Origin of the sequence: Mycobacterium montefiorense, assembly GCF_025823255.1 — a bacterium.
Classification (GTDB): domain Bacteria; phylum Actinomycetota; class Actinomycetes; order Mycobacteriales; family Mycobacteriaceae; genus Mycobacterium; species Mycobacterium montefiorense.
Genome location: NZ_JACKVL010000003.1, coordinates 38397 through 56241, shown reverse-complemented (window position 1 = coordinate 56241; position 17845 = coordinate 38397). Strand labels below are relative to the sequence as shown.

The 17845-nt window shown below is 65.0% G+C and carries 11 protein-coding genes; 6 read left to right on the top strand and 5 right to left on the bottom strand.

Annotated elements, in window-relative coordinates; genetic code table 11:
- Nucleotides 1-11 precede the first annotated feature (11 nt).
- The gene (locus H7K34_RS00980; protein WP_264058867.1) at nt 12-1568 is read right to left on the bottom strand and encodes a class I adenylate-forming enzyme family protein; all 1557 of its coding nucleotides are present in this window, start codon (nt 1566-1568) and stop codon (nt 12-14) included.
- Nucleotides 1565-2410 carry an acyl-CoA thioesterase domain-containing protein gene (locus H7K34_RS00975; RefSeq protein ID WP_264058866.1) on the bottom strand — a complete coding sequence of 282 codons (846 nt, stop codon included), beginning with the start codon at nt 2408-2410 and terminating at the stop codon, nt 1565-1567. The genes H7K34_RS00980 and H7K34_RS00975 overlap by 4 nt, the downstream gene beginning before the upstream one ends.
- A gap of 315 nt (nt 2411-2725) precedes the next feature.
- Between H7K34_RS00975 and H7K34_RS00970 the strand changes: the two genes are divergently transcribed.
- Nucleotides 2726-3367: a chitin-binding protein gene (locus tag H7K34_RS00970; RefSeq protein WP_264058865.1), complete on the top strand. Its 642-nt coding sequence runs from the start codon at nt 2726-2728 to the stop codon at nt 3365-3367.
- A 161-nt stretch (nt 3368-3528) separates the two neighbouring features.
- Complete coding sequence (locus H7K34_RS00965) at nt 3529-4218, top strand: histidine phosphatase family protein (RefSeq protein WP_108921639.1); 690 nt, start codon at nt 3529-3531, stop codon at nt 4216-4218.
- A gap of 16 nt (nt 4219-4234) precedes the next feature.
- Here the strand turns inward: H7K34_RS00965 and H7K34_RS00960 are convergent, their stop codons facing one another.
- Together H7K34_RS00960 and H7K34_RS00955 are read right to left on the bottom strand one after the other, a co-directional pair.
- Nucleotides 4235-4870: a class I SAM-dependent methyltransferase gene (locus H7K34_RS00960; protein WP_264058864.1), complete on the bottom strand. Its 636-nt coding sequence runs from the start codon at nt 4868-4870 to the stop codon at nt 4235-4237.
- Between the two features lie 9 nt (nt 4871-4879).
- Nucleotides 4880-5179, bottom strand: coding sequence for a hypothetical protein (locus H7K34_RS00955; protein ID WP_264058863.1), 300 nt, complete (start codon nt 5177-5179; stop codon nt 4880-4882).
- Between the two features lie 152 nt (nt 5180-5331).
- Here H7K34_RS00955 and H7K34_RS00950 point away from each other — a divergent pair, with 152 nt between their 5' ends.
- Nucleotides 5332-6102 (top strand): class I SAM-dependent methyltransferase, encoded by a 771-nt coding sequence (locus tag H7K34_RS00950; RefSeq protein WP_264058862.1) that lies wholly within the window; start codon nt 5332-5334, stop codon nt 6100-6102.
- A gap of 219 nt (nt 6103-6321) precedes the next feature.
- A complete protein-coding gene (locus tag H7K34_RS00945; RefSeq protein ID WP_264058861.1) occupies nt 6322-7623 on the top strand; it encodes a glycosyltransferase in 1302 nt (433 codons plus the stop codon).
- Here the strand turns inward: H7K34_RS00945 and H7K34_RS00940 are convergent.
- Complete coding sequence (locus H7K34_RS00940; protein ID WP_264058859.1) at nt 7599-8522, bottom strand: class I SAM-dependent methyltransferase; 924 nt, start codon at nt 8520-8522, stop codon at nt 7599-7601. The two genes, H7K34_RS00945 and H7K34_RS00940, sit on opposite strands and share 25 nt — an antisense overlap.
- A 152-nt stretch (nt 8523-8674) precedes the next feature.
- Here H7K34_RS00940 and H7K34_RS00935 point away from each other — a divergent pair, with 152 nt between their 5' ends.
- Nucleotides 8675-9373, top strand: coding sequence for a glycoside hydrolase (locus H7K34_RS00935; protein ID WP_372510658.1), 699 nt, complete (start codon nt 8675-8677; stop codon nt 9371-9373).
- Between the two features lie 95 nt (nt 9374-9468).
- A complete protein-coding gene (locus tag H7K34_RS00930) occupies nt 9469-17844 on the top strand; it encodes a BTAD domain-containing putative transcriptional regulator (protein WP_264058857.1) in 8376 nt (2791 codons plus the stop codon).
- The last annotated feature ends 1 nt before the right edge of the window (nt 17845 follow it).

The following is a 17845-nucleotide window of genomic DNA, read 5'->3' as shown; positions in this document are numbered from 1 at the left end:
GATCCGGTGGATCACGGGCGGCTGCAGGCCTCGCGCAGATCCTTCTTGATGACTTTGCCGAATTGGTTACGCGGCAAGGAATCGACGATGACCAGGCGCTCGGGATACTTGTAGCGACCGAGCCCTAGCGAATGACAGTGCTGCACCAGGGCTTCCAGCGATACACCCTCAGCTGACGTGGGTACCACGACGGCGCATACCCGCTCCCCTGCGCTGCGGTCGGGCACTCCGATGACCGCGACATCGGCGACCCCAGGATGGGTGGCGAGCACATTTTCGATCTCGAAGGCCGAGATGTTCTCGGCGTTGCGGATAATCGCGTCCTTGATTCGGCCGGTGACCCGCACATTGCCGTCGGTGTCGATCAGCCCGAGATCGCCGGTGCGCAGCCAGCCTTCATCGTCGAACGCGTCGGCGTCGAGCGTGGCCTCCGCGTAGCCCAGGAAGCATTGCGGTCCCTTGAGCCGCAGCTCCCCCTCGTGCCCGACGGACAATTCGGTTTCGTGGTTGTCGACCACGCGAACGCTCACCCCCGCTACCGGTGCGCCGACGGTGTAATCGAGCACCTCGGGCGCGGCGTCAAGCGCCGGTGAGGTGGCCACGGGAAACTCGGTCATCCCCCACGCGTTGGCGATGCCGGCTATTCCGAAGGTCTCGCGAACCTGCCGTCCCAGCTCGGCTGTGATCGGCGCGCCCCCGGCTATGCAACCGCGCAGGGCGCCGAATAGCGGCCGATCACCTTGGGCTCGTTGAGCTTCCAAGAAGGCAACGAAGAACGGGGTGGCCGTGCCGAGAAAGGTTGGGCGGTGCGCCGCGATGGCCTGCGGCGTCGCGGCCTGGTCGAACACCTCGAACAGCGCCAGGCGCATACCGGTCATCAACGCTGCGGCCACCATCGCGGCACCGCCGATATGAGAGATGGGAAACGCGATCGGATCCACGTCGCCGGCGCTGAAGCCCATCGCGTGCACCATGCCGCGCGAACCGGCGATCACCGTAGTGTCGCTGTGACGAATCCCCTTGGGCGCCGCGGTGGTTCCCGACGAGTAGTAGATCCACTGGGTGTCACCGCCGGGAGTCGCCGGTGCGGCGAGAATGCCGATATCTGCGCGTGGCAGCCGAAGCTCGTCAGCCCGCGGAGGTGTGGCCAGGTCGACGGCGATAACCTCGAAGCCCTGATCCGAGGCCAACGCCCGAGCGAGCTCGCCGTAATCGAATCCCCGCCAAACTTCGGGCACCACAAGAAATTCGGTCGACAGCTGGCCGGTGATGAAACCGACCTCACGCTCCCGCAGTATCGGGATGATCGGATTCTGCACCGCGCCGAGTCGGGTCAGCGCCGCCATGACGACCACGGTCTCGAGCGTGGTAGGCAGCTGCCAGGACACGACGCTGTCCGCCCCGATCCCACGTTCAGCGAACCCGGCAGCCGTCGCGCATGCGGCATCATGCAGCTGACGTGCGCTCAGGCTCCGGCCGTAGTCGTCGGCGAATAGCGGTCGATCCGGGTGGCGCTGTGCCGCGTCGACGATCAACGTCCAGTAGGTGACGTCCGTTCCCGTCGTCATCCGGCCGGCGGCAAGTCCGAGGGTGGTCGAAATCCGGAGTGCGCTATGGACACAGACACGGCGCTGCCGACTGGGCCCAGATGGTCTACGACGACGGCTGAACCATTGGCCACCCCGTCGTCGCTGTAATGCGTAAGTGCGGCGAGCCCGATATGCGGCCCTTCGGGCAACCGGCTCAGGGTAAGCGTGTAGTCGACGTTGATGAACTCCAACGCGTTGGTACCCCAGTTGGCGATCGCGGCGGTCACATCGGCACACAGCGCCGCGCGGCTGAACGGAGTGAGAGGCTCGTCGTCGATCAACGGACGCGTTTCGTGTAGCCACGTGTACTTCGGTCCGGTCATGTCCCAATCGGGATCGGGATTCTGAAGCTCGCCTCCCCAACCGTAGGTCTGCAGGAACAGCGTCGGCTTATCGCCGTCCTGCTCGACGGGCAGCCGCGGCATCTGCAACGGCTGCGACCACACTTGGCCGTCGGGCTGTGAGCCGCGCCGCAAGAACAGCGCGCTCGCCCGCGCGACCGCTTCGCCACGCTGGATGAGACGTGCCTCGACCAGCCGCAATCGACGGCGTTCGTGTTGCACCTGGATGTGCACGTCGAAAGGCTCCAGCGCGGCAGGTGCGGGCAGATCAACCGTCAGCCGCGCGGGTTGCAATTCGGGGTCGTCGATTGCACCCTCGAGCGCGCAGGCAAGAATGCCGCCGACCACGTGTCCGCTCATGGATGGGCCCCACCCGCCGCGCGCGACTGCCGTTGGCACGTAACGGCTTCGGTCGCGCGTAAAGTACGGCGTCGATGCCGCCCAATCGATGCCGTACGGCAGGATATTCGGCTCGGTCACCACATGACTCTCCACGCGAACAGGGCCTTCATCCAAACTCCTCCTCTGAGGTACGCAACAGTAGATATTACAGTTCGGCTCCTCAGCCGCGGGATGCATGGTTGTCATTAGTGTCAAAAATCCACCCGCACAGGACTATTGGCCTCTCCACATGCGCGGTTTGCCAGGCACATCAGGCAAGGTCGGGCCGGGCTTAGGGTTCGCCCAAAGCCTTCGCATGCTCATGTCACAGCCGGCACATAGCTAGCCTATCTAGCGTCGAGCGGGATGAGGGTCAGCGTTCGATAGATCCGCTAGTGAATACGTGGGGGAAATATGAATCTCAAGCAACTGATTGCGGCGGCCGCACTGGCCGGCGCCTTCAGCGCGGCAGCGCTGGGCATGGGCGTCGGCATGGCCAATGCCGCTCCAGGATCACCACCGCCGGCTCCAGCCGGCGGCCACGGCGCGCCAGCGCCTGCCGGCATCCATGCCCCGACCGGGCCAAACGACCCGGGTGGGCCCGGTCCGGGCGGACCAGGCGGACCCGGCGGACCTGGCGAACACGGCCCGGGTGGTCCCGGTGGACCGGGCGGACCCGGTGGCCCCGGACCCGGCGGGCCTGGTGGTCCGGGCGGACCCGGTGGCCCCGGACCCGGCGGGCCTGGTGGTCCGGGCGGACCTGGACACCCAGGTGGACCCGGCTTCGACGGTCCGGGTGGGCCGGGCGGACCCGGCGGTGCTTGGCATGGAGACGCCCAGCGTGGCTACTTCAACCGAGCCCCGTGGGGAGAAGGACCCGCGCCTTGGGGCTACGGCGAGCCGCCCCGGCCGGACTGGGGAAGGCCGCTCCCGCCGCCCGGGGGTCCGTGGAACTACGGCCCGATCAACTACTGGGGCTACCAGGAAACCCCCGTGTGGAATCCCGGTTTCAACCAGTGGGGCTTCGACTTCTTCGGAGTCTGGATCCCGCTGTAAATAGCTGACCACGACTGACCACGATGCCCGTTTCGCCGCTTGGCGAGGCGGGCGTCGTGCTGACTCTCCTGCCGCACGGTTGTTCGGGACGCTTTACACTTCTCGCGTGAAACTGCGGATGACTGCCTGCCTCGGCGCGCGCGGGTGAAATCGCCGTGACCATGCGACGTTTCGTTGCCATCGTTGTCGTCACGATGCTGGCCGCGGGCTGCGTGCCGGCGCGGGCCGCAGGCAATCGCAATATCACCTTGACGCTGGTGCGCCATGCCCAGTCAGCGGCCAACGCGTCGGGACTGATCGACACCACGACCCCCGGTCCAGAGCTCTCGCCCAGGGGGTTCTGCCAGGCGACGCTTGTGGTCCCGCAGCTGGCTCCCAATCACTACGACGGCATCTACGCCTCGACGATGATCCGCACGCAGGAGACGGCCACCCCGACGTCGCAGGCGCTGGATGAACCCATCACCGTGCTGCCCGGTCTGCGGGAGATCGAGGCCGGCAAATTCGAGGGCACTCCCGAGGCCGACATCCCGCAGACCTACTTCGCTGCCCCGGCCAAGTGGCTGCAGGGTGACCGCAGCGCACGGATCCCGGGCTCGGTGGATGGCAACGAGTTCAACGCCCGGTTCGCCGAAGCCGTCCAGCGCATCTACGACAGCGGCGAGCAGAATCCGGTCGCGTTCTCACACAGCGCGGCGATTATGTTCTGGGTGCTGATGAACGTGCACAATCCCGACCTGTCGTTGCTGAAAACCAAATCGTTGCCGAACGTCGGCCACGTGGTGCTGACCGGAAATCCGTCCGACGGCTGGACATTGACAGAATGGGATGCCGATCCCCCGCCGTGCTGACTTCCTGAGCAGCGCTTCAGCTCTTGATGCCAACGGTTACCACGTCGGATATGAACCAGATCCACCATGGACGCGGGATCCGGTGCTGATCGGTAACGGTGAACCCGGCACCCTCGAAAATCGATCGTACCTCGTCCGGCGACGCGTTGTGCTGCGGTTTCCACCTGCTCGTCGAAGGCGCCTGCAGGAGTGTTTGTCGGCTGCTTAGCGCCGAGACGACCGCCATTCCGCCGGGCGTCAGTACGCGATGAAACTCCCGGAGCGCAGCCGGCTGGTCGAAGAAGTGAAACGCCGAGGTGGTCACGACCGCATCGAGGGCTCCGTCGTCAAACGGCAGTTGCTCGGCGGGCCCGCGCATCCAGTGCACCCGATCGGATTTGGCGCGCGCCTGGGCCAGCATCCCATCCGACATGTCCACCCCGTAGATCGCCTCGGGGTGCAGTTCCCGCTCGATTCGTTCACTGAGAATACCTGTCCCACAAGCAATATCGGCGATATTGCACGATTGGTGGTCACGGAGCCTCGCGATCACCTCATCATGCGGCAGGCGGTAAATCCGCTGTTGCAGAAACGGCTGGTCGTAAACCGGGGCTAAGAAGCTCCAGGCCCGGGTGATGGCGCTGTTGAGTCCCCGACGACGCGGTGCAGTCATATGAAATGTCTAGTGATGCCCGGGCGCACCGGGTCCTCCGGGACCACCCGGTCCACCCGGTCCACCCGGCCCACCCGGCCCACCCGGTCCACCCGGCCCGCCGGGACCATTTGCGGCCGGCAGCACGAACACGCATTGGTTCAACTCGACGCTCCAGGCCCAGCCCGGGGCGCAATACGGGTCGGCCCGGCTGACCGCCGGCGCAGCGATCCAGGCGGTCGGCAATCCCGTCAGCGCAAGAGCGAACACGCCTACCGCACAACGCCGTAGCGTTGGTGAGCGGGTTAACACCGCGAGTGTCTTGGTCATGTCGGTTCCCCTCCCCGGAGATGGCCAAAAGATAGCCAGCGCACATCATTGTGCTCCAGCCTCACCATTCGCGTCCGGAGATTCGTCGGGTATCCCTGCAGCGCACCGAATTCGCAAAGTTCCCGCACAGGTAAGCGGATTAGCGTGGCAGCGTGACTGATCGTCAAGAGCGTGCAATGTCCTTCGGATCGATTGCCGAAGACTATGACGGACTGCGGCCACAGGCTCCGCAGGAAGCGGTGAGCTGGCTGGTGCCTTCCGGTTGCGAGGTGGCCGTCGACGTGGGGGCGGGAACCGGACTGTTCACCCGCACCCTGGTGGACAAAGCGGCACAGGTCGTCGCGGTGGAGCCTGACGCGCGAATGCGGAGGGTACTGACCGAGCGATCACCGGGAGTCCGTGCGCTCGAGGGGCACGGCGAATCGATCCCCCTTCCCGACGCCAGCGCGGACGGGGTGTTCGTCTCGTCGGCGTGGCACTGGATGGATCACGAACGCGCCGTGCCCGAGATCGGCCGGGTGTTGCGCGACGGTGGTCGCTTCGGTCTGATCTGGACGAGCCGAGACCGCGAGGTGGACTGGGTACGCCAACTCGGCCAACTGCCCGGCCAAGACCTCGAGGAGGTCCAGTCGGCCGAGCGATTCCGGCAGCGCCTGCACTTTGACCTTCCCGAACCGCAGATCTTCTATAACACCGAGCGCGAAGTCTTCCGCTTCGTGAAGACGATGACGGTCGATGACGCCGTGGCAATGTTGGGGACCTACAGCCAGGCCATCATTGCGTCACCCGACGACCGCGCCCAGACATTCTCCGATGCGCGCGCCGCGCTCGACGCGCGCTTTCCCGGTTCCGAGACGATCGATATCCCAATGCGCGCGTGGTGCTGGCGCGCCGACCGCATTCCCCGCGGCTCCGAGCCCTAGGCGGTGCTTCGCCGCGCCGCTGCAGACCCTGTTCGATCACAGACCTGCAGGTAGCGGCATCACGATCGGGAGCAATCCCACTCAGTTCACCAATGGGCTGTTAGACAGCAGATTCCGTTGCCTGCAGCTATCCGGCGCGCTACGCTGAGCCGGCACCACCCCACCGATGCCCCCTGAGGTCGGCAAGACGCACGACAACTGAAGATTCCGGGATCCGCAATGAAATTTGTGCTGGCAAGTTATGGAACTCGGGGGGATATCGAGCCGTCAGTCGCTGTCGGCCGCGAACTGCTACGCAGAGGGCATGACGTGCACATGGCCGTCTCGCCCGACCTCGTCGGCTTCGCAGAAGCGGCGGGCCTCAACGCGGTCGGCTACGGGCTGGACACGCGGGAATGGCTGGACACCTATCGCGACTTCTGGGCGTCTGCCTTCAATAACTATTGGAAAGTCCCCGATCTGATCAGGATGTGGCGCGAACTTCGCGACTCCGTCATCCGCAGCTGGGTGGAGATGAGCGCGACGCTGACGCCGCTGGCGGACGGGGCGGACGTGCTCTTCACCGGCGAAAGCTTCATGGAGACCGCGGCCAACGTCGCGGAGTACTACGACATGCCTTTGGCCACCCTGCACTACGTCCCAATTCGGGCTAACGGCCAGCTCATTCCGATTGTGCCGTCGCCGTTGGCCCGCTCCGCGATGAGCATGTTCAACTGGTTGACGTGGCGGATGACGAAGCACCTCGAAGATGCGCAACGCCGCGAGCTAGGCCTGCCCAAGGCGACTCGTCCTGCCTCACGACGCATCGCTGACCGCGGATCGCTGGAAATTCAGGCCTACGACCAGGCTTGCTTCCCCGGCCTTGAAACCGAATGGGCGAAATGGAAAGAACAGCGGCCCTTCGTCGGCGCGCTGACGATGGAATTGATGACGGATGCCGACGAGGAGGTGGCGTCGTGGATTGCCGCGGGAACACCGCCGATTTGCTTCGGTTTCGGCAGCATGCGCGTCGAATCTCCGGACGACACGGTCGAAATGATCAGTGCGGCGTGCGCGCAACTGGGTGAGCGGGCATTGGTGTGCTCCGGTTGCAGCGACTTCGGCGAGGTGCCACATTTCGACAACGTCAAAGTTGTCAGCGAGATGAACTACGCCGCAATCTTTCCGGCCTGCCGCGCGGTGGTGCACCACGGCGGCACCGGCACGACCGCCGCGGGCCTGCGGGCCGGGGTTCCCACGCTGGTGCTGTCGATGGACCTCGTCCAGGCGATCTGGGGAGCTCAGGTCACCCGGCTGAAGGTTGGCGCCGCACGGCGGTTTGCGAACACCACCCGCGAATCGCTGGTCGCCGATCTCCGCCGGATCCTCAACCCGGAATGCGGGACCCGGGCCCGCGAATTCGCCACTCGGATGAGCAAACCCGACGCGAGCGTTGCCAACGCCGCCGATCTCCTCGAGGGTCTTGCCGATCCGAAGCGTTCGGTCCCCGAGGCGGGTCAGCCTAGTTCTGCGCTCAAATAAGTGATGGTGCGCCGAAACTCGTTTAGCAATTCGTGATCGGGCAGCACGAACCCGTTTTCGGCGTACAGGTCTTCGGTGGGGTGCCGCGTGACCCTCCAGCCGATACCCGTCAGGTGCTCACTGGCCTGGCGCCGCTCGCCGACCCACACCAGATCGGCGACATCGAAATCCAGCCCATGCTTGCGCCACCCGTTGCGCAAGGCTCGAGCACGTTCGTCGGTGAACACCCGCATGTCGGTGATGTTTTCGGTGGCCAGCCGGCTGCCGGGCGCGCTCAGCGCGGTGATGTTGTCGAGAAGCCTGTCCTGGGCATCCGGCGGCAGGTACGGCAGCAGGCCTTCAGCGATCCACGCCGTCGGCGCGGTGGTGTCAAAGAAGTTGTCGCGCAGGGCCGTAGGCCAATCGTCACGCAGATCGACGCCGACGGCTCGACGTTCCGCGGTCGGTTCAGCGCCGATCTGGGCCAGCGTGGTTCCCTTGAACACGATCACCTCGGGTTGGTCCACCTCGAAGACGACGGTGCCCGCCGGCCACGGCAACCGGTAGGCGCGCGCATCGAGCCCGGCGGCCAGGATGACGACCTGACGGATCCCGCTCGAGGTCGCGGTGATCAAGAAATTGTCGAAAAACCTTGTGCGCATGGCTATCTGCTCGCAACGCTGCTGTGCCGTCAGGGGCACATCCTCATCGTCGAGAGGGATATCGCCGTCGAGCATGCGAGTAAAGAAAGAGTGCCCCACCGCCCGGACCAACGGCTCGGCGAAGCGATCATCGAGCAACGGATCGGGTTCGCGTGACGCCAGCGCCCGAGATGCCGCCACCATTGTTGCTGTCGCGCCCACACTGGAGGCAAGGTCCCAGCTGTCTCCTTCGGTACGCGCCGCGCCATCCGATGACACCGTTACCCCCATCCTGAAAGCAGCCCGCAAGGGCAAAGATTCGATTTCAGCCACCATAACTTGGACTACATCGGCACGGCCCGCAGGTAGCCGATCGACAAGAAACGACAAAGATCGCCACACGCGTCGCACGCGACACTAAAGTGCTGTCCGTGAGCAGGAACGTATTAGCCATCGGCCGCAGTCGCTGGATGGCGATCGCGGCCTCGCTCGTCGTTTCTGGCGGCATGATCTACGCCCAAGGCACGAAGTCCACGGTCACTGAGCCGCCAACGGCAACCCCGACGGTGACCGGCGCACCGCCCCCGAAAGACCCGGGATCTGCACCCGCTAACAGGGCCCACGTCGCAACCCCCGCGGAGGCGGAAGCGTTGGCGGCGCTGGCGTCGAGCGCGCCGACCGGGGCGCAGAGCTTTCAGTTCCCGTTACCGGCCGGGGTGGCGTCCGAGGACCGGTTGCAGGTCAAGACCATCTGGGCGGCCCGTGTCATCAGCGTGCTATTTCCACAGATCAAGACCATCTACGGGTACCGGCAGGACGCGTTGCCGTGGCATCCCAACGGATTGGCCATCGACGTGATGATCCCGGACCATGACAGCGCGCAAGGCATCGAACTCGGCAATCAGATCGCGGGATATGCGTTGGCGAATGCAAAGCGGTGGGGTATCAACCATGTGATCTGGCGGCAAAAGATTTATCCGGGCCCCAACTCGGGAGCCTGGACAGCCGATCTCGGGTCAGAAACGGCCAACCACTACGACCATGTCCATATCGCCACCGGTGGCGGCGGATATCCCAAGGGGAACGAGATTTACTACATCGCGTTCATGACCCCTACACCGCCGGAGTAACAGCATTAGCTAGCTCCGCGAGCCAAGGACGGCCCTGAACTGCACAGCGGCGCCTTTACTCGATCTTGACCAGGTATTGAATTGCGCCTCCAACGATGGTTGACGTGAGTACGCTTCCAACCGTGGAACTGGGGGTTTTGGGACCTCTCCAGGTCCGACAGGACGGCACGCCCGTCACGATCCCGGGCGCAAAACCTCGTGCCATTCTTGCGATGCTCGGGTTGCACAGCGGTTCGGTCGTGTCGGCCGACACGCTGATCGAACTACTCTGGGACGCCGATCCGCCGCGCACCGCCGACAAGGCTCTGCAAACCCACATCTCCTCGCTACGTCGCACCCTGGGCGACGGCATCGTGTTGACGGAGGGAGCCGGCTGGACCCTGGCCGGGACCGAGGTCGATGCCTCGCGCTACACATTGACCGCCCGGTTGGGCCGTCAAGCGGCTGCTGCCGGCGACACCGGCCAAGCTGTGGCCCGACTCGAGGAGGCGCTGACCCTCTGGCGCGGCACACCCGAACTGCCCGACGGCCAGCGGGGAACGTCCGAGAAGACCCGCTGGATCGAGCGTCATGCCGCATTGGTGGAGGATCGAGCCGACGCGCTGCTCGCCACCGGTCGCGCCGCCGAGATCATCGGTGAACTCGAAGCAGCGGTGGCCGAGGCACCGCTGCGCGAAAGGCGCTGGGGCCAGCTGATGCTCGCGCTCTACCGCGCCGGTAGGCAGGGTGACGCCCTCGGCGCCTACAAGCGGGCGCGATCACTCCTGGCCGACGAGTTGGGGATTGATCCCGGTCCGGAGCTTCGGCGGCTTGAGGCCGCCATCGTCGCACAGGATTCCGCATTGGATACTCCGGTGGCACAGCATCTTTCGTCGGTTATGCGAGCAGTGACCTTTCTACTCACCGACATCGAAGGATCGACCGCCGCCTGGGAGGCCGACGCCGGCGCGATGGCGGTAGCGTTGGCGCGCCACGATGAGCTGGTCGAACAGGTGGTCACGTCGCGCGGCGGACGGCTGATCAAGACCCGCGGCGAGGGTGATGCGACGTTCTCGGTCTTCGACCGGCCTTCGGGGGCAGCCGCGGCCGCCCTTGAGCTGCAAGACGCGATCAAGCACGAGCCGTTCGCGTTGCGCGAACCGATGCGTATTCGAGTAGCGCTGCATACCGGCGAGGTCGAGCTGCGCGACGGCGACTACTTCGGCCGGGCCGTCAACCGTGCCGCGCGACTGCGGTCACTGGCCGAAGGCGGCCAGATCCTGTGCTCGGGCGCGACCGCCGAACTTGTCATCGACTCACTACCCGACGATGTCGTGCTCGCCGATCTGGGAAAGCGCCAGCTACGCAACCTGCCGCGTCCCGAACACGTCTTCGAGCTCCGGGTGGAAACCGCCGAGGATAGTTCTGAACCGGATACCGGCATTGCGCCCATGCAGCGTCCCGACCTGCCTGCGGTGCTGGTCGGTCCCGGGCCGTTCGTCGGACGTCGGCGCGAACTCGAAAGCCTGTTGTCGGCGTGGCAGACGGCGGTTACCGGCGGAGCGCGCGCCGTGCTGATCGCGGGCGAGCCCGGCGTCGGTAAGACCCGCCTGGCCGGCGAATGGTCGCAGCAGGCCTACGCGCAAGGAGCGGTCGTGCTGTATGGCCGCTGCGACGAAGACCTCGGGGCGCCGTATCAGCCGTTCGCGGAGGCCCTGCGTTCGCTGGTGCCGTGCCTGGGTGCCGACCGCCTGCGAGGTTTACGCGGTGTCGAGGCCTTGCTTCCGCTGGCTCCCGGACTGACCGACGTCTTACCGGATATTGCCAACCCTGCTCGCGCGGATCCCGACACCGAACGCTATGCACTCTTCGATGCCGTCGTTGCGCTGCTGGGAATCGCGTCCGCGGGCGCGACGGTTGTCCTGATACTCGACGACCTGCACTGGGCCGCCAAACCGACGCTGCTGTTATTGCGCCATCTGTTGCGCTTCGGTGACCACTCCCGCGTGCAGGTCATCGGTACCTATCGCAACACCGACCTGGACCGCTCGCACCCGCTGGCGGCGATGCTCGCCGACCTGCACCGCGACGCCACCGCCGACCGCCTCAACCTCACCGGCCTCGACGCAGACGATGTGACCGCGTATGTCGCCGAAGCCGGCTACGACGACGAGGAACTCGCCCACGCACTGGCCTCGGTCACCGGGGGCAATCCGTTCTTCCTCATTGAGGCTTTGCGGCACGTCGATGAAAGTGGCGGCACGTGGGATCAGAGCACACTGCCGCAGGGCGTCCGGGAAGCCGTGAGCCGCCGACTATCCCGGCTTCCGGCAGAGACAAACAAGGCTCTTGCCGCAGCCGCGGTGATCGGCAGCAGGTTCGCCCTGGACCTCGTCGAGCAGGTGGTCGGCGACGATCTCATCGACGCGTTCGACGAGGCGTCGAAGGCGGGTATCGTCATCGAAGAGCCAGGCGGCAACTACCGGTTCAACCACGCCCTGGTCCGACAGTCGCTGCTCGCCGAGCTGGCGTCGGTGCGGCGGATGCGGCTGCACCAGCGCATCGCGACAACCCTGGAGACCCAGCCCGGCGCAGACGACGAGCTGCTCGCTGAATTGGCGTACCACTACTTCGAATGCGCCTGGGCCGGCAACGCGGTCAAAGCCGTCGAGTACTGCCGGCGTGCGGCAGACCAGGCGTTAACACGGCTGGCCTACGAGGGCGCCGCCGACCTTTACGATCGGGCCTGGCACGCGTTGGAGGAGATCGACGACGAGCTGCCGGACCGCGACGAACAAGCCGTCGAACTATTGGTCGCGCGCTGCGAGGCGCTGCTGGCCGCGGGCGACGTGGCCTCGGCGGTGGGTGCGGTCGCGCAATTGCAGCAAGCAACGGTCGATTCGGCGCGGCTGGTGGCGTGGGCAACGTGCTTCGACGGCGAACTCTCGATGCTGATTCACCCTGAACGACTGGACGAGGTCGAGGTCGCCGTCGGCGCGGCCGCCAGCAAACTAGCCGAACTCAGCGACGCCGCTGGAGAAGCCAAGGCGCACACCGTACATGCCGCGTGTCTCGCCCGGCTCGGACGAATTGCCGACTGCGAAGTCGCGTTGGACGACGCTCTGACGGCGGCGCGGCGCGCGCGTGAACATCGCCGGGTGAATGCGGTGCTCGCGGGTGCGCCACTGGCCGCACTATGGGGACCCAACCCGGTTCCACGCGCCGGCGGACGGTGTCTTGACGTGGTGCGGCTGCTGCGCATCACGACCGACTCGCCCGCAGTCGAGGCGACATCGACACGATGCCAGGCAGTGTTGGAGGCCTTCCGGGGACGTGGTGAGGCAGCGCGACGGATGATCGACTCGGCCCGGCGCGCCGTCACCGAACTCGGTCTACGCCATGCACGGCTCGAAGTTGAGCAGTTCGCCGGCATCGTCGAACTCGTCATCGATGACCCCGCTGCGGCCGAGCCGCATCTGCGTAAGGCCTACAACGGCTTTCGCCGGATGGGCTTGGACGCCGAGACCGCCGCGCTGCTGGGACGTGCCTGTCTCGCCCTCGGACGAGACGGGGAGGCGGACGAATTATGCACGAAGAGTGAACGTCTCGCTGGGCACGCGCTGAAACCGTCGATCGCCTGGCGCACGCTGCGGGCACGGTTGCTGTCGCGTGGCAATGAGCACGACGAGGCTCGACGAGTCGCCGAGGCGGCGGTGAGCCTGGCCGAACGCACCGACGCGTTGGTCGATCACGGCGACGCATGTCTGGCGTTGGCGACGGTTTTGGGGGCGGCCGGCGATGCTGCGGGTGCGCGTGCCGCCGCGGAGCGAGCCGTCGGCTTGTACGAGCGGAAAGGTGCTGCGGCACTTTCGGAGAAGGTGCACGCCCTTCTCGACGTTCGTGTTGTGCAGACCGTCGCCTCTCAACCCGAAGCGCTGGCCATCGAGCTGGACACCGAATGCATACGAGTGGGCGAGCGCGTGATGGCTGCTTTTCACCGCAAGGACTGGGATGAGTTCGAGCGGCTGTTCGCACCCAATGTTTCGATCGAGAGTCGACGGAAGATCGTCGGCGTTACGCTCCCGTCGGTTGCGGCGCGACGCGAGATAAGGCGCAGTGTCGAGACGGGCAACACGCGGATCGACCATGTCATGATTGCCGCGCGAGGCGAGCGACTAGCTCTGTCTCGATTGGTGTCGAGCACGTCCGACACGAGCCCGGGAGCGCCGCAAGACGAGCTTCTCCAGCTATTCGCTATCGACGACAACGGTCAAGTCACGCGGCAGGTGTGGTTCGACGTCGAAGACCTCGACGCGGCGATCGCCGAACTCGACGCGGCTTACGCGCGGCTGGAGGAAGAACATCCACAGGCGCGGAGACTCGAAAACACCGTAACTCGGGTATTCGACCGACTGTATTCCGACTTCGCGGCCCGCGATTGGAATGCCATCAGTCAAGCAGTGGACGAAGACTATTCCATCGACGACCGCCGGCGCGTGGTCAATACCGGAGTTCGACATGGTCGAGGCCCTGGGATCGACGAATTGCGAGCGGCGGCGGACGTCGGTATGGCGATAAAGATGTTGAGCATCATCGCGATTCGTGGCGAGCGGCTTGCCCTTACGCACACCCGCGCTTCGGGCCGCGACCCCGAGACAATTCAAAACGATGCGCTCAACGTCGTCGAGATCGACGCCGACGAGCGAATCACGTCCGTCGTCGTCTTCGATCTCGACGACATCGACACAGCATTCGGCGATCTCGACGCGCGCTACCTCACCGGCGAAGCGGCACCGTACGCGCACACGTGGACGGCAACCACTGAGAACTACGCGGCGCTGAGCCGACACGAACTTCCCCCGATGACACCTGACGCCGTGACGATTGATCATCGTCGAGCAGCCGCGTTCGCGCCCGGTGAATTCCTCCAATACCTGAGCACCGCCTTCGATCAAAGCCGAAGCACCAACATCCACCCCATGGCGGTGCATCGGCTGAATGAACTCGGCACGGTCATCACTCATACGGCGCATGTGACCTCGCTCGAAGGTTTCGACGCTGAGTTCCAAGACGTTATCGTCTGCACACTGGCGGGCAACGCGATCAATCACTTCGAGCTCTTCGGCGAAGCAGATCTCGACTCCGCGCTTGCGCGTTTTGAGGAATTGCAGCCAAGCGCGCGGCGACTGGAAAACGCGGCAGTCCGAACGGCGGCACGATTCCTGGCGCACTATGCGGTCCGCGACTGGAAGGCCACCGCGGACATGCTGGCCGAGGGCTTTTGCAATGACGATCGTCGTCGGGTGGTGGGCGCGGGAATCCGACATGGTCGAGATGCCCAGCTCGAGGACATGCGGGCCATCGCCGACATCGGAATTGACGACGTTGCGTCGACCTTCATAGCGACCCGCGGGGGAAAACTTGTCCTCGCTCGTCTCGACTTCTCTAACCGACGTCAAGCACCCGAAACACTTGTAATAAGAACGCTTAGCATCTTCGAGATCGATGCCGACGAGCGGATAGTCGCCCTCACCTCGTTCGATCTCGACGACCTCGACGCCGCGTTCGCTGAACTCGAAGCCCGGTACCTCGCAGGTGAAGCTATTCCGCACGCGCACGCCTGGTCGGTGATCACGGCATCCTTTGCCGCGCTCAATCGACGTGAGCCGCTGCCGACCACGCCGAACTTTGTGAGCATCGACCATCGCCGAGCCGTAGCGTTCGCTCCCGGTGAGCTGACTGCCTTCGTCCGCGCCGGATCAGACCTCGACCGCGACATCACTCACATCGAGGCCGTCAATCGGCTGACCAACTTCGGAGCGGTCGTCACCTTCACGACGCATGGAACCTCGCCTGAGGGCTTCGACGCGGAGTGGCGGGCACTCGCTGTTTCGACAGTCGACGGCGAGATGGTCAACCGGTGCGAGGTCTTCGACGAGACCGATCTCGACGCCGCGATCGCACGGTTCGAGGAACTACTCCCCCGAGCAGACCGGCTGAACAACGCGGCAAGCCAACTGGCCGAACGCTTCCTGAAGCATCTCGCGGCAAGCGACTGGGACGCCATGGCACAGACCCTGGCCGACGACATGTCCAATGACGATCGCCGCCCTATAGTAGGCGCGGGAGTCCGGCATGGACCCGCAGCCCAGATCGCGGACATGCGGGCCATCGCCGACCTCGGGGTCAACAACGTTACGTCGACCTTCTTGGCGATCCGCGGCGAGCGTCTCGTCCTTATGCACCTCGGCTTCGCGGAACGCGGTCAAGAGTCCGGCGAAGTTGTCACCGAGGCGCTCACCATCGCCGAAACCACTGCCGACAACCGAATCATCGCAATCGTCTCGTTCGAACCCGACGACATCGACGGCGCTATCGCCGAGCTCGATTCCCGTTACCTCGCAGGCGAAGCGGCGGCTCACACGGACACCTGGCGAGTCGTCTCGCAGTCTTACGTCTCGATCAGTCGGCAAGAATTGCCCTTGACCACACCAGATTGCGTACTCGTGGATCACCGCCGCGCTTCGGCATATTCGGGTGATCTGGTCGAATACGTCCGCGCCGGATGGGAACTGGGTCAACACGTCAGCACCTACGTCGAGACTGTGCATCGGCTGGATGACTTTGGCGCTGTCGTCACTCAATTCGCCCTTGGGAGCTCACGAGAGGGCTTCGAAGCAGAGTGGCGTGGGGTTCACGTCACTCATGTCGTCGGCGACCTGATTCACCGTTGCGAAATGTTCGAACCGACGGACCTGGACACGGCGCTCGCTCGCTTTGACGAACTGCACCCGCAGACGCCGCGACTAGAAAACGCCGCAACCCGAGCGTATGCGCGCTACCGAAGCTCCTTCGCCGCCCGCGACTGGGACGCGCTAACCGCGGTCGTCGCCGACGGCATAGTTACAGACGATCGCCGTCGGATGGTGGGCGCCGGGGTCCGACGGGGTCGCAGGGCCGAGATCGAAGACCTGCGGACGATCGCCGATCTCGGAGTCAACATGACGGCTGACTTCATTGCGACCCGCGGGGAACACCTCGCCCTCGCTCGCGTCCATTACTCGGGCCTGGGCCAGCAGTCTCAGGCTTTCCTCGTCGAGGTCTTCGGTGTTCTCGAGGTAGACGCTGACGAGCGGATCGCGGCCCGCGTCGGGTTCGACCTCGACGACCTCGACGCCGCGTTCGCTGAACTCGAAACCCGTTACCTCGCAGGCGACGCGGCTGCCCCCGCGCGCACCTGGTCGGTGATCTCGAACGGTTATGCCGCAATGAACCGGCACCAGCTTTTCCCGACGACGCCGAACTGGGTGAACGTCGATCACAGGCGACCCGCAATCATCGAGGAGGGCGGCCTGAACGCGTCCTTGCTCTCGCTCTGGAAGCTGGTGCCGGACCTCACCTTTCGTGTGACGGCCGTCCATCGCCTGAATGACCTAGGGGCGGTCTGCAGCCATGTCGCGCGTGGTGTTTCGCAAGACGGCGTTGCTGCTGAATGGCGCGGGATCGAAGTTATGACCATCGACGGCGATCTGATCAATCGCTGCGAAATCTTCGACGAGGCAGACCTCGACGGTGCTCTCGCGCGCTTCGACGAACTCCAGCCGCGGGCAACGCGGTTGGAGAACGCCGCAGGCCGAGCGTACGACCGCCTGCTAGCCTGCTTCACGGCCCATGAGTGGGACGCGGTCGGCGAGATGCTGGTCGCCGACGTCGTCAGTGATGATCGCCGACGAACCGCGAACTCGGGGATCCGCCGCGGCCGGGATGCCGCGGTCCAGGATGCGCGCGCAATGGCTGACGTCTGGATCACAACGGTGACGTCAAAGGTTATTGCGATCCGCGGCGAGCACCTCTCCCTCGCGCGCGCTCGGTACTCGGGTCGCAACCAGGGCGCCGAGGCGTTCTACACCGAGGTACTCAACCTCGTTGAGATCAATGACCACGGTGAGATCGTCGCGCGCCTCTGGCTCGATCCCGACGACATCGACGCCGCCTTCACCGAACTCGATGCACGCTACCTCGCGGGCGAAGCGGCAAACCATGCGCGCACTTGGTCGGTGATCGCGACAGCCTATGCCGCGCTCAATCGAGCTGAAGTTCCCACGACGGCATCCGATTTCGAAGACATCGACCATCGCCGTGGCGCAATGGTGGCGCCCGGTGACCTCATGGCGTACCTTCGGACCTCACTGGACGAGCCGGGGCGCAACAGCCTCTACGTCGAAGCCGTTCATCGGCTGACAGCTCGCGGCGCTGTCATCACTCATGTGGCGAAGGCAACGTCGGGAGACGGCTTCGAAGCCGAGTGGCGCATGACTTGCCTGTTTACCGTCGATGGCGACCTGCTCAACCGCTGCGAGATGTTCGACGAGGCAGACCTCGACACCGCGCTCGCACGCCTAAACGAATTACATCCGCAGACGCCGCGGCTGGAAAACGCAGCAGGCCAAGTGGTAGAACGCTTTTGGACCTGTCTGGCGACCCGAGACTGAG

What these genes read in the sequence shown, in the direction of transcription:
- H7K34_RS00955 (WP_264058863.1), bottom strand. Translation starts at nt 5,179, where the DNA reads ATGACCAAGACACTCGCGGTGTTAACCCGCTCACCAACGCTACGGCGT.
- H7K34_RS00980 (WP_264058867.1), bottom strand. Translation starts at nt 1,568, where the DNA reads ATGACGACGGGAACGGACGTCACCTACTGGACGTTGATCGTCGACGCG.
- H7K34_RS00960 (WP_264058864.1), bottom strand. Translation starts at nt 4,870, where the DNA reads ATGACTGCACCGCGTCGTCGGGGACTCAACAGCGCCATCACCCGGGCC.
- H7K34_RS00970 (WP_264058865.1), top strand. Translation starts at nt 2,726, where the DNA reads ATGAATCTCAAGCAACTGATTGCGGCGGCCGCACTGGCCGGCGCCTTC.
- H7K34_RS00945 (WP_264058861.1), top strand. Translation starts at nt 6,322, where the DNA reads ATGAAATTTGTGCTGGCAAGTTATGGAACTCGGGGGGATATCGAGCCG.
- H7K34_RS00965 (WP_108921639.1), top strand. Translation starts at nt 3,529, where the DNA reads ATGCGACGTTTCGTTGCCATCGTTGTCGTCACGATGCTGGCCGCGGGC.
- H7K34_RS00930 (WP_264058857.1), top strand. Translation starts at nt 9,469, where the DNA reads ATGGTTGACGTGAGTACGCTTCCAACCGTGGAACTGGGGGTTTTGGGA.